This window comes from Gilliamella sp. WF3-4, from assembly GCF_001690275.1.
Classification (GTDB): Bacteria; Pseudomonadota; Gammaproteobacteria; order Enterobacterales; family Orbaceae; genus Gilliamella; species Gilliamella apicola_C.
The window spans coordinates 41,708-54,933 of the sequence record NZ_LZGW01000020.1 but is presented as its reverse complement, the minus strand read 5'-3'; the positions used below and the strand labels follow the sequence as shown (position 1 = coordinate 54,933).

The 13,226-nt window shown below is 36.1% G+C and carries 13 protein-coding genes; 5 read left to right on the top strand and 8 right to left on the bottom strand.

Annotation, left to right across the window (positions count from 1 at the left end; genetic code table 11):
- Positions 1–301 precede the first annotated feature (301 nt).
- The gene (locus A9G47_RS05185) at positions 302–1,483 is read left to right on the top strand and encodes an NAD(P)/FAD-dependent oxidoreductase (RefSeq protein WP_065566374.1); all 1,182 of its coding nucleotides are present in this window, start codon (positions 302–304) and stop codon (positions 1,481–1,483) included.
- Between the two features lie 19 nt (positions 1,484–1,502).
- Here the strand turns inward: A9G47_RS05185 and A9G47_RS05180 are convergent, their stop codons facing one another.
- A complete protein-coding gene (locus A9G47_RS05180; RefSeq protein WP_141673642.1) occupies positions 1,503–2,942 on the bottom strand; it encodes a sigma 54-interacting transcriptional regulator in 1,440 nt (479 codons plus the stop codon).
- 250 nt (positions 2,943–3,192) lie between these two features.
- On the opposite strand from A9G47_RS05180, the gene lysA reads away from it, so the two are divergent.
- From lysA to A9G47_RS05160, 4 genes are read left to right on the top strand one after another with little or no spacing between them, the layout of a single operon-like run.
- The gene (lysA, locus tag A9G47_RS05175; protein WP_065642354.1) at positions 3,193–4,590 is read left to right on the top strand and encodes a diaminopimelate decarboxylase; all 1,398 of its coding nucleotides are present in this window, start codon (positions 3,193–3,195) and stop codon (positions 4,588–4,590) included.
- Positions 4,591–4,643: 53 nt separating this feature from the next.
- Positions 4,644–6,071, top strand: a complete 1,428-nt coding sequence (locus A9G47_RS05170; RefSeq protein WP_065642353.1) for an APC family permease — start codon at positions 4,644–4,646, stop codon at positions 6,069–6,071.
- A 4-nt stretch (positions 6,072–6,075) separates the two neighbouring features.
- Positions 6,076–7,182, top strand: coding sequence for an alanine/ornithine racemase family PLP-dependent enzyme (locus A9G47_RS05165; RefSeq protein ID WP_065642352.1), 1,107 nt, complete (start codon positions 6,076–6,078; stop codon positions 7,180–7,182).
- A gap of 52 nt (positions 7,183–7,234) precedes the next feature.
- Positions 7,235–8,632 (top strand): amino acid permease, encoded by a 1,398-nt coding sequence (locus tag A9G47_RS05160; protein WP_065642351.1) that lies wholly within the window; start codon positions 7,235–7,237, stop codon positions 8,630–8,632.
- A gap of 194 nt (positions 8,633–8,826) precedes the next feature.
- On the opposite strand, the gene A9G47_RS05155 is transcribed toward A9G47_RS05160, so the two are convergent.
- The 7 genes from A9G47_RS05155 to A9G47_RS05125 form a co-directional block, all read right to left on the bottom strand.
- Positions 8,827–9,429 (bottom strand): MarC family protein, encoded by a 603-nt coding sequence (locus A9G47_RS05155; protein WP_065566334.1) that lies wholly within the window; start codon positions 9,427–9,429, stop codon positions 8,827–8,829.
- A 146-nt stretch (positions 9,430–9,575) separates the two neighbouring features.
- Complete coding sequence (gene rplS, locus A9G47_RS05150; RefSeq protein ID WP_034913735.1) at positions 9,576–9,926, bottom strand: 50S ribosomal protein L19; 351 nt, start codon at positions 9,924–9,926, stop codon at positions 9,576–9,578.
- A 31-nt stretch (positions 9,927–9,957) separates the two neighbouring features.
- Complete coding sequence (trmD, locus tag A9G47_RS05145; RefSeq protein ID WP_065566335.1) at positions 9,958–10,710, bottom strand: tRNA (guanosine(37)-N1)-methyltransferase TrmD; 753 nt, start codon at positions 10,708–10,710, stop codon at positions 9,958–9,960.
- 16 nt (positions 10,711–10,726) lie between these two features.
- On the bottom strand, positions 10,727–11,257 hold the full coding sequence (rimM, locus tag A9G47_RS05140) for a ribosome maturation factor RimM (protein ID WP_065566336.1): 531 nt from the start codon (positions 11,255–11,257) through the stop codon (positions 10,727–10,729).
- A 23-nt stretch (positions 11,258–11,280) separates the two neighbouring features.
- The gene (gene rpsP / locus A9G47_RS05135; RefSeq protein WP_034900786.1) at positions 11,281–11,529 is read right to left on the bottom strand and encodes a 30S ribosomal protein S16; all 249 of its coding nucleotides are present in this window, start codon (positions 11,527–11,529) and stop codon (positions 11,281–11,283) included.
- Positions 11,530–11,796: 267 nt separating this feature from the next.
- Entirely contained in the window at positions 11,797–12,162 is a 366-nt protein-coding gene (locus A9G47_RS05130) for a DUF956 family protein (protein ID WP_065579565.1), read from the bottom strand.
- A gap of 138 nt (positions 12,163–12,300) precedes the next feature.
- Positions 12,301–13,212, bottom strand: a complete 912-nt coding sequence (locus A9G47_RS05125; RefSeq protein WP_065580681.1) for a PTS system mannose/fructose/sorbose family transporter subunit IID — start codon at positions 13,210–13,212, stop codon at positions 12,301–12,303.
- Positions 13,213–13,226 lie beyond the last annotated feature (14 nt).

Here is a 13,226-nt window from a genome sequence, read left to right as displayed (position 1 = left end):
ATTAAAAAAACGTTTTCGGTCAAATAAATATTACTTATAAGTTAATCTTCTCATAACTTATATTTGAGTTATTAATTAAGCTAATAATGACATATACCACTATGATTTTTTAAGTGTTTATAAATTTAAATTGTTTTTTTTAAAATAGCGTATATAAATTAGCTATAAGTTTTTTTTCTTTTATGTTAAAAACTTTCAGAAAAGTATCTGTTTAAGTATAAAATTTAACTCAAGCTAACGACTATAAGTGATGGCGGTATCTTGCTATAATTTGTTATCTTTTATTTTTAATCTATCAATAATGCAAACTAAAATTACAATTGTTGGGGCGGGCGCTGCTGGGCTTTTTTGTGCTGGCCTATTGGGGCAAAAAGGGTATGATGTTACCGTAATTGATAATGGTAAAAAGCTCGGGCGTAAAATTTTAATGTCTGGTGGTGGTAAATGTAATTTTACTAATTTATCTGTTGAGCCATCCCATTATATTTCTCATAATCCACATTTTTGCAAATCTGCTTTAAAGCGCTTTACCCAGTGGGATTTTATACAATTAGTCAACCAATATGGTATTAGTTATCATGAAAAAGCTCATGGCCAATTATTTTGTGATAATTCAGCGCAAGATATCGTTGATCTGCTAGTAAAAGAGTGCCAAAAGGGGCATGTTAATTTTGTGATGCGAACCCAAGTTGAAGATATTGATAGTAATGGGCAAGGGTTTCAATTATATACTTCTGGTGGCATTATGGATAGTGAAAATCTTATTATTGCTACAGGCGGTTTATCTATGCCCGCACTCGGTATGACATCAATAGGCTATAAAATTGCTGAAAAATTTGCTATTCCTGTTGTACCAGTAAAAGCTGGATTAGTGCCTTTTACGTTGCATAAGCCTTTACTGGATGTGCTTGCAAATTTGTCTGGTATTGCAATTCCAGTTGAAGTTTCTAATCAAAGAATGAGCTTTAAAGAGAATCTATTATTTACGCATCGAGGGCTTTCTGGACCAGCTATTTTACAATTGTCGAGTTATTGGCAAGCTGGTGAATCAATCACTATCAATTTATTACCTGAATTAGTATTTGAATCATCGTTTAAACTATTATTAGAACAAAACCGCAATCAGACTATAAAAAACTGCTTGGCGTCGCTTTTACCCAAAAGGCTCATTGAAGCATTAATACAATTAAATTTAATGGACGATTTAACGGTGAAACAGCTTACCCCTAGACAACAGCAGCAACTTTATTACAACCTAACACACTGGAAAATTACTCCAAATGGAACAGAAGGTTATCGTACTGCCGAAGTCACACTGGGCGGTATAAGCACTGATGCGTTATCCTCCAAAACTATGGCGGTTAAAACACTTCCTAACCTCTATTTTATTGGTGAGGTGGTTGATGTTTCGGGGTGGCTCGGAGGTTATAATTTCCAATGGGCATGGAGTAGTGCATTTGCATGTGCTCAGGCGTTTAATTGATCGTTTTTGATGCTTAAAATTAAGCATCAATTACCCCCATCTGAATATGATACTTTTTGACTTTATATTGTAATGTTGTGCGTGAAATATTTAAGTTTTTTGCCGCCGTTATAATTTTGCCATTAGCTTGATTCAATGCGTCAATAATCAGTTGCCGTTCAAAGTTTTCAACTTGTTCGGTTAAGTTACCTCCATTAGGAGATGTTTGAACAACTGTTTCATTGTGCTTATTTGTATTATCATCTTCAGACTGCGGGTTATTAAGTTCAAATAACTCTTCATCAAGGGTAATATGCTGTAATTCACCAGGTTCGTTTTGAAGTACCATACTTCTGACAATGGCATTTTCAAGCATACGCACATTACCAGGCCAATGTGCTGACATTAATTGTTGTAGTGCTTGTTTACTGATACCACTAATGACTATATTTACATCGTTTTTATGTTTATCAATAAAATAACGAGCTAAAACGGGAATATCTTCTGTTCTGTCTCGCAAAGCAGGAAGTTTAATTAAACCAACGTTTAATCGATAAAATAAATCGCCTCTTATTTTTCCCGTTTTTAGCAACTCTGTCGGTGATTCATTCATGGCGGCAACGATACGAACATCTGAATGTTGTTCTTTACTACCACCTAATGGCCAATAGGTTTTCTCTTGTAGAAATCGCAATAGCTTACTTTGCATATCAAAAGGCATTGCATTAAGTTCATCAAGAAACAGTGTGCCTCCGTTAGCTAGCGCTAAATAACCTTGACGGTTTTCGGCCCCCGTAAACGCACCTTTGACTGTGCCAAATAAAGTGCTTTCAATCAGGGTAGTTGGTAACGCACCACAATTAAGTGAGATGAAAGCTTTGTCACGGCGTTGACTTGTCTGGTGTATTAAGCGAGCAAACAGTTCTTTACCTGTTCCTGTTTCACCTACAATTAGTACAGGAACATCATTGCGTCCTAAAATATTGGTTTGGTCAATCACTTTCTGCATTTTTTCCGAAACAAAAACAATATCGGGCAAAGGCTGTTCTTTATTGTGGTATAACTTACTATGTAATTTAAAAACTTGATCTTGCAAATGTCTAACCGTTGATAAGTTTCGGCCTATCTCAATGGCACCAATGATTTCTTCTTTATTATTATAAAGCGGAACAGTTGTATGCAAATAATCAACCAACTTACCAACATGGTTATAATAAGTTTGGTAGTTATCTTGGTATTCTTTACCAAGTTGCAAAGCTTGCAACATAGTACTATCTTCTTTTTTTAAGTTGGGGTAAACCTCAAGCATGGGGTTACCAATAGCTTGCTCTTTAGGGTAGCCATCGAGTTCTGCACTTTCCTGATTGTAATAAATATAATTGCCATTTTTATCAATAATAGCTATCGGTTGATGGATTAAATCAAAAAAATGTTTAAATATTTCCAATGCTTGTAATAACTCAGGATCAATGGTCATGATATTAGTACCTTTTTATGTTTGGATTATTTACTAAATTTTGCTTCGTTTAATTTAAATGCTTTTCGGCCATCATCAAAAAATGACAAATTTTTGTCATAAAAACATATTTTGTACTAAATGACTAATTTTAATTTTGGGGCTAAACTTATTAACTAATTGATTATATTTGATTCTAATTTTGGCATGCTGATTGCATTACCAGTGAGAAGTCTGTTACATATTTCTATATACTAAATTAACTGGAGGTCATATGTCTGACTCAATTATGTCAAATTATAACAAATTACGTACCAATCTTGTAACAAAAGATCGTCGCTTTAGTGCTCAAAATGGCAAATTATGTTTTGATGGGGTTAATTTAGAAGAATTAGCCAAAAAATATCCAACTCCTTTTTATGTGTTTTCTGAGAAAGAAATTGATCGCAATGTTCAAGAAATAAAAGATGCATTTAAGGCTCATCCAAATACAAAAATCTTCTATGCCTCAAAAACCTGCTCAGTTATGGGGGTGCTTAAGGCGATTAAAGATGCAGGTATTTATGCCGAAGCAAACTCGATGTTTGAAGTGCGTAAATGCTTAGAAATAGGCTTTAGTGGTAGCCAAATTGTGTTCAACGGTGTGGTTAAAAAACCAGTTGATTTGGAATTTGCAATCCAAAACGATCTTTATATTATCAATGTTGATAGTTTATATGAGCTTGATATTATTGATGAAATTTCAAGACGTTTGAAGAAAGTTGCAAATGTTTGCGTGCGTGTTGAGCCAAATGTGCCGTCAGCAACCCATGCAGAATTGGTTACAGCTTATCATGCCAAATCAGGTATTGATTTAGAACAAGCAGAAGAAACTTGCCGACGCATTCTCGAAATGCCATATGTTCATTTACGTGGCTTGCATATGCATGTTGGGGATCAAGTACCCGAAGCAGAACCTTTTGCAAAAGCAACGAAAGTATTAGTTGATGAATCTCGCCGTTTAGAAGAAGTACTTGGTACTAAATTTGATTTAATCAACGTTGGAGGCGGTATTCCTGTTCCATATAAGTATGACGAAGAAAATGGCAATCCATTGCAAGATAATATGTATGCAGGGATTACTGCTCAAGACTTTGCTGACGCGGTAATTAGTGAAGTACACAAATGGCGTACTGATGTTGAAATCTGTATTGAACCAGGTCGTAAAGTAACTGGTTCTGCCGGCGTGCTTGTCACCGAGGTCGCTTGTGAAAAACGTAAAACTAACTACGATTTAGATGGTAACATTGAAGAGCATGTTGAGTGGAAATTTGTTGATGCTGGTTATAGCGTTTTATCTGATAGTCAACATTTTGATTGGTTCTTCTATGTTTATAATGCGTCAAGAATCAATGAAGAACACGACGAATATATTAAATTAGCTGGTCCTTTATGTGATGGTGGCGACTACTTCCATGTCGGTGTTAAAGGTGAAGAATTTTTAATGCCAAAAGATACGCAAATTGGCGATATTGTTGCTTTCTTGGATGCAGGTGCTTATACCATTGAAAGCCAAACAGTCTATAACAATCGCCCTCGTACATCTGTTGTTATGATAGATAAAGAAGGTAAAAACAGATTGATTCGCCGTGAAGATACTTACGAAGATATGGTTGGATACGACGTGTATTAATCATGAACTATCTGGAGCATTTATTGCTCCAGATATTACAATGTGAGGTTATTATGAGTGATTCTAAAGATTCAAGTTTACTTGGTATTAAAGACATTGTGTTTATGAATGTTATTGCGATACTCAGTTTACGTCAAATTCCAAATGTTGCTCCCTATGGGGCGTCAGCAATGGTGCTTTGGTTACTTGCTGCATTTTGTTTGTTTTTTCCATTAGCGATGGTTTGTGGTGAACTTTCTACTGGTTGGCCAAAAGATGGTGGGATATTTGTTTGGGTAAAAGAAGCATTTGGTAAACGAGTTGGCTGGATAGTAGTTGTTTGTTTCTTGTTTTCTTGTGTGCTTTTCTTCCCATTAATGTTGCAATTTGGCTTTACGGCAATTGGCTATATGTTTAGTGCTGAGTTGGCCCAAAATCAGGTGTTTATTGGGGTGGGATCCATGGTGGTATTTTGGATCTTAACATTAATGAATATTAAAGGCATGAAGTGGACTAAAATCATTAACAGTGTTAGTGCATGGTTAGGTGTGTTTATTCCTGCCGGTATTATTGTGTTATTAGCGATTGTATGGTTAATGGCTGGTCACTCTATGGCAACGGATTATAGTCATGTTAGTGATTGGGTTCCGGATTTAAGCAGTTGGGATACTATTGTTTTCTTATCAAGTATGATGTTTGCGTTTGCTGGTTTTGAAGTGGCACCAATGATTGCTGGCCGTACTCGTAACCCACAACGTGACTTCCCTAAAGCGATGGTTGTTTCAGCTATTGTGATTGTGGGTATTTATATGATTGGTACTTGGGCAATTAATACTTTATTGCCAGCAAAAGATACTGATATTGTTGCAGGTGTAATGCAAGCGATGGAAGTATCGGCAAAAGCGTTACATATGCCTTGGTTATTACCTGTAATGGCAATTTGTTTATTCTTTGGTGCGTTAGGTCAAATTAACTCATGGTTAGTTGGTCCTATCTATATGTTACAAGAAGCATCAAAAGAAGATAATTTGCTTGGTGAACGTATCGGTCGTTTACACCCGGTATATCAAACACCAGCTTTTGCTTTAATTGTTCAAGCGATTATTGTAACAGTACTTTGTTTTTCAACTTTCGTTTCACCAAGTATTGCAGCTGCATATTGGATGTTAACCGCGTTAACAACAATTTGTTACTTTATTCCTTATTTAGTGATGTTTATTGCGTACTATCGTTTGCGTATTGCTCAACCAGATGTGCCACGTAGCTTTAAGATTCCGGGTAAAGTTTTACCAGTTGTTTTACCAGCTTTAGGATTCTTATCTACACTATTTGCGGTGATCTTGGTGTTTATTCCACCAGCACAAATTGATATGGGTGGATATGCTGAGTACATCGCTAAAATTGTTGGTGGTGCAGTGCTTGCCATTGTGTTAGCTGAATGGATCTATCATCGAGCTCAAAAACGTAATCGTTTGCAACAAGTTAAAGATATAGAGGAGTAATATTATGTACAAACCTATATTAGAAATTGATTTACGTAAATTAAGAGACAATGCTCGTGTTGAAAAAGAGCTACTTGCTAAACACGGCATTGAAGTAATGGCGGTTAATAAAGTTTTTGATGGTTGTGTTGAAACTGCTAAAGCCGTGCTTGATGGCGGTATTGATGTGATTGCCGAGTCAAGAACTTACAATTTGAAGAAGCTTAAAGATGCTTTAAATTGTAAAACTTGTTTATTGCGTAGTCCTTGTTTAAGTGAGATTAGTGATGTTGTGAAATATGCTGATATTAGCTTAAACAGCGAAAAACAAGTGATTCAAGCACTTTCTGATGAGGCGGTAAAACAGCAAAAAGTCCATCAAGTATTATTAATGGTTGATATGGGTGATTTGCGAGAAGGTATTTGGTTTGAACATGTGGATGATATTATCGATACTGTCAAACTCATTCTATCGTTACCGGGTGTTGAGCTTTATGGGCTTGGTACTAATTTTAACTGTTATGGTACTGTTCTACCAACGGTTAAAAATGGAGTGGATTTTTTACACATAGCACGTAAAGTAGAGCAATCTTGTCATATTAAGATAAAATATTTATCAGCTGGTAATTGTACTAGTTACCACCTGTTGGATAAAGGTATTTGGCCAGAAGGGCTGAATCATTTGAGAATTGGCGGTTTGCATGAGTTCGGTATTGAATATGTGGATATGAAATACCTTGATGAATTTCATCATTCCAACAAGCCTGTCGATAAAGCGTGCAGTAATTTATATAAGTTTTACGCGCAAATTATTGAGCTCAATAGTAAGCCGACAGTTCCTGTTGGTGAGTTAGGTGTAGATGCTTTTTTAAACAGCAAAACTTTTGTTGACCATGGTACACGTAAACGAGCCTTGTTGGCTTTTGGCCGTCAAGATGTGCCGGCAGAAAGCTGTGTACCTATCAATGATAATATTACTGTATTGGGTCAAACCAGTGATCATACTATTGTTGATATTGAAGATGTTTCTGAAACATTACGTGTTGGCGATATGATTGGGTTTGAGCTTGATTATACAGCGCTACTTATGGCTTGCCAAACTAATGGTGTAGAAAAACGGTTTGTTTATTAATGTATCAGCTGCTGGGCAATCAGCAGCTATTATTGATTAGTAGGCGGTTTACATGGCAACATCAGAAGCTCAAGAAAGCCCTTATCCTAGCACCTTAAAGAAGAACTTGAAAAATCGTCATTTATTGATGATTTCATTAGGTGGTTCGATTGGTACTGGGTTGTTTATTGGTATTGCAGCACCACTTAGCACGGTTGGACCATTGGGGACGATCATTGCTTATTTTCTTGCCGGTAGCATTATGCTATCAACTATGCTGTGCCTAGGTGAGCTTTCTTGTGCATTCCCACATGCAGGTTCTTTTCAGCATTATGCATTAATGTTTATTCCTCATCCTATTTGGAGTTATACCATTGGCTGGTTATACTGGTTAAGTTGGGTGCTATCTATGGCTGCTGATTTAACGGCTGCCGCTATGATTGCCCATCAAGCCTTTCCTGCTTTTCCTATTTACCTTTTTAGTTTGTTAATTCTTATTGTCATTACCTCGGTACATTTAACCTCAGTTCAAGCATTTGGAGAAAGTGAGTATTGGTTTTCAACGATTAAAGTGTTAGCAATAATTGCTTTTATTTGTGTAGGAATTTATTTACTTCATCAGCAATATAGTCAAACACATGTGTTACCAACATTTAAAACCGAAAGAGGGTGGTTTCCTAATGGTTTTTTCGCCATATTTATTTGCATGACTATTGTTACTTATTCATTCCAAGGGATCGAATTGATCGGTAATGCCGCCGGTGAAGCACAATCTCCGCAATCTGTGTTGCCCAAAATAATTACTGGTGTTGCTTTTCGTATTATTCTGTTTTATATCTTGGCTATTGCTGTTTTAGCGCTTGTTTATCCATATGGAACGGTTCATTCTGAAATTAGTCCATTTGTATGGGTATTTAACCAAGCAGGGATTAAATTTGCTTCTTATATGATGCTTTTTGTTATTTTTTGTGCAGCAATATCGGCCGCAAATTCAGCTATTTATGCTAGTTCAAGAATGTTATGGTCTATGGCGCAAGATAACTTAGCACCAAAATACTTTTCAGTAGTTAATCAACGAGGTGTGCCCACAAAAGGTATATTATTTATTGCTATTATTGCGTTAGTTTCGCTATTTTCGAAATATATTGCTGCTGAAAAATTATATCTTTATTTAGTCGCAGGAACAGGGCAGGTTGGTTGTTTTGCGTGGATTATCATTGCTTGGTGTCAGTATCGATTCCGTAAAGGGGTCAATTGTGGTAAATACTCAAAAGACATGATCAAGTTTAAATCACCACTGTTTCCTTGGCTTGCTTTTATCTCTATTATTATGAATATTGTTATTATTGTTGGTGTTTGGTTTGGTGAGTCAGGTCATTTTATTTTATTATCTGAAATAATTTTAATTGCAATCATTCTAATTTCTTATTTTTTCTATAAAAAAAGAAATATTACAATAAGCCATAATTGATTATCTATTGCAAAGCTATGTAATCACTAGCACAAAATTTATTATTGTTAGTGATTACAGGCTATTGGTGTTTAGTGAAAATTAAGCCATTTTATGTAAGCGACTTATTAGCAGATGAATATTGATTGCGTAAATCCTATTTTGCAACGTAATATTGTTATTATGCATGCTATTCAGAAATTTAAAATAAATGTTCATTTTAAAAAAGCAGATATACCTGTAAAAACGACCTGTGCAGCAATAGCTGATATGAGTAATCCCGTTAGCTTTGATAATATCGCAATTCCAGTATTTTTTAATACTTTTGCAATGCTTTTAGCGCACAATAACATAATATAAATACCCATTGAGGCAACAAGCAACGAAATTGCACCAATCAAATTCGGAACAACGCCAATTGAGCTAGTGCCCATCACAATGATAGTACCAATAGATGCCGGACCCATACATAGTGGAATGGCTAGTGGAACAACACTGATATCATCATCGCTATTGATTTTGTTTTTTTCTGGCGAATCGTTCATTAGTGATACCGCAGTGATAAACAGTAATGCCCCCGAGCCAATTCGAAATGCATCAAGGGTAAATCCAAAAACGCTAAACATGGTATTGCCAAAAAAGAACAGTACAATACCGATAATAAATACTGCACATGAAGTTTTTAGTGCTATTTTTCTCCTAAGCTGTTCATCATATTGCTTTGTACCACTTAGAAATGCGCTCAAAACGGCAGGTGGTGTCATTAATGCAAACAATTTTACTGTTGTTGAGAGAATCGCAAAAATATAATCAACCATTGCACTACCTTTTACTTTATTTAAAAAATTGCTTTAATTTTGCCAACTAGTTATTGTTGGATTGAAATTATTTTTATCATATATAAAAACGGTCACCACAAAGGTGACCATCTTAATCCGATATTTTTATTGATAATCAACAAAAATTAGTTAAGGCGCTCTTTAATACGAGCTGCTTTACCACGAAGTTCGCGTAAGTAGTAAAGTTTAGCTTGACGCACTTGACCACGACGTTTCACAGTAATTGAATCAACAATTGGTGAGTGAGTTTGGAATACTCGTTCAACACCTTCGCCATTCGAAATTTTACGTACCGTAAATGCTGAGTGTAAACCGCGATTACGAATTCCAATGACAACACCTTCGTAAGCTTGAAGACGTTTTTTATTACCTTCAACAACCCATACTTTTACTTCAACCGTGTCACCAGGGCGAAACGACGGGATGTCTTTCTTCATTTGTTCTTGTTCTAATTGCTGAATAATTGCATTTTTCATAATATTATCTCTTACTAGTTATACTGAAATATTAATTGCCTTGTTTATCACTGTATTCTCGTTGGAATTCAGTGAGTAAACATTGCTCTTCATCAGTCAGAGCTAGATTTGCAAGAAGATCTTTTCTTCTTAACCAAGTTCGTCCTAGTGATTGTTTTAACCGCCAGCGACGAATCGCTTCATGGTGACCAGACATTAACACGTCAGGCACCGCCATTCCATCTAACACCTCAGGTCGAGTATAGTGTGGGCAGTCAAGTAAACCGTTAGCAAAAGAGTCTTCTTCTGCCGATGATTGGTGATTTAGCACGCCAGGTATAAATCTTGCTAATGCATCAATCATAGTCATCGCAGGTAATTCACCACCACTTAACACGTAATCCCCAATTGACCATTCTTCATCAATTTCAGTTTGGATAACACGTTCATCTATACCTTCATATCGCCCACAAATCAAAATTAATTTTTGGCTTTGGGACAATTCGCAAACACCTTGTTGGTTTAATTTGCGCCCTTGTGGGGAAAGATAAATTACTTTTGTATCGTTACCAGCAACAGCCTTTGCCGCATGAATTGCATCCTTAAGTGGTTGCACCATCATTAACATGCCAGGACCACCGCCATAAGGTCTGTCATCAACAGTCTTATGCTTATCATACGCAAAATCGCGCGGGTTCCAATATTCTACTGTTAACAGCCCGTTTTTAACGGCTCGACCAGTTACACCATAACAGGTAATAGCTTGAAACATTTCGGGAAAAAGGCTAATTACGCCAATCCACATAGTCTTACCTTACCAATTAAAAAGCAGGATCCCAATCGACCACAATCATTTTTGTTACTAAATCAACTTGTTTTATAAATTGATCATCAACAAAAGGAATTAAACGTTCTGTTGTACCAAATGCATCTTTTAGATTTGCTTTTACCACCAACACATCATTAGAGCCAGTTTCCATTAAATCAGTAACCTGACCTAAATCGTAACCGTTGACTGTTTTCACTCGACAGCCAATGAGATCTTTCCAATAAAAATCACCATTATTAAGCGCTGGTAATTTTTCTGCATCAACAAACACTTCAATATTAGTTAATGCATTAGCTTGATCACGATCATCAATACCTTTGAGTTTCACAATCATATCATGATTATGTGGTTTGAAGCTTTCTACAATGACTTCTTGCCATTGTCCAGCTCGCTGGATATACCAAGGAGTGTAATCAAAAATGCTATCTGGCAATTCTGTAAACGAAAAAATTCTGAGCCATCCGCGAATGCCGTAGCTTGAACCAAGTTTACCAACAACAATAAGATTCTCAGTATTCATCATTACAGTGACTATTAATTACTAAATTAAGCAGCTTTTTGTGCTTGTTTAATCAGTGCATTCACACGATCAGAAACAGTTGCACCTAAACCAACCCAATGATTTACGCGATCAAGATCTAAACGTAATTCTTCTGCTTTACCTTGTGCAATTGGATTAAAAAAGCCAACGCGCTCAATAAAACGACCATCACGTGGGTTACGGCTATCAGTGACAACTACTTGATAAAAAGGGCGCTTTTTAGAGCCACCACGAGCTAAACGAATAGTTACCATAACATCCTCTTAAATTAAAAAAATAATCTTTTTTCTGTCCAACATGGACAAAATCAAAGCCCCAGAATTATACCCTTTCTAGCAAAAAGTGCAATGACTCTTTATTGACGGTGGGTGGGGGAATATGCAAGACTAAAGCAAAATGAGAAAAGAGTAGATAAAATAATACTAATTACCATTCATTTACATTAAGCCAAAATTAGTAATTATTACAAAAAAGTATACTTTTTTTAGGGGCTATTTACACGCATTTATCATCTGTCGCCACTATTTTTTATGAAATAAAGCGCGTTTTAAAACATCAAAAAAACCAAGTGAACGAACCATCTTCTGCCCGTCAACATAACCACGGATCGCTCTTAGCACTTTTTTAGGCTCTTTAGATGCAAAGGTAAAAGTACCATTTTTCTTCGTTTCAACTGAATAGCGTGGTATCCATTTTCCACCAAATAGCACAGATGCGACGACATAATCAACCTCATCCCAAGGGATTTGGATATATTTACGTGGGTCATGTTGATGATAGAATTCAAAAGCTTTGTCACCAACTATTATATTGCCATATTCGGTAAATCCAGTAAAAGAAGTGGCTTTAATCGTTAAGTCTATTTTAGTATTTAAGGACTGAACCATTTTTTGATATCCATTTTTCGCACACTAATAAGGCCATCCTTTTTACCACTTAAGGTGATAAAAAGGATATTTAATAAAAAATATAATTTTATTCTAACGATTTATATTTTTCTTGAATATTTTAGCAAATTTATATACTTATAAAAGGCCAATGACATGACCAATAATACCCACTATAAATAAGCCCATAATGATGATAATTGGCGATATTTTTTTACGTAATAACCACATACAAAAGAAGGTCAACAGTAAAGGAACTAATCCCGGTATCAACTGATCTAAGTTATTTTGTAAAGTAGTAATCTTTTCTTGAGTTAGCGATAATCCGCTTTGCATTTGAAGTAACGCTTTTTGAATACCTTCTGCACCGATTGGTAATGTATTCCAATCAATAAATGCACCCTTGTCTAGTTTGACGATAGATACAATTGGTTGGAATTTTATTGATACCCATCGTTGCACTAATGCAGCAAGCACAAACATGCCTAAAATAGATGCGCCTTTAGTAATTTTTTGTAGTAACCCGCCTGATAAATTATCGGTAATTTTCGACCCCGTTCTATAACCAAATTCTTGTGTATACCACATAAAGCTCCAACGAATAATATTCCAGAGTAAGAAGAATAAAATAGGTCCCATGATATTACCGCTTAACGCAAGCGAGGCACCAAGCGCACCTAGCATTGGTCTTACGGTAAACCAAAATACAGGATCACCTACGCCGGCTAATGGTCCCATCATACCCACTTTAACCCCTTGAATGGCTACATCATCAACCGCTGCACCATTGGCTCTTTCTTCTTCAAGAGCAAGCGTTACTCCAAGAACTGGAGAAGCTAAATAAGGGTGTGTATTAAAAAACTCCAAGTGCCGTTTAAGTGCTGCAGCACGATCTTCTTTAGTTGAATATAATTTTTTTATAGCGGGGATCATGGAATACACCCAACCACCATTTTGCATCCGTTCGTAATTCCAAGATCCTTGGAGAAAAGTTGAACGCCAAGCAACGGCTAAACGATCTTTCTTACTTAATTGAATTCTATTTGTCATATTTTTCTCCAGGC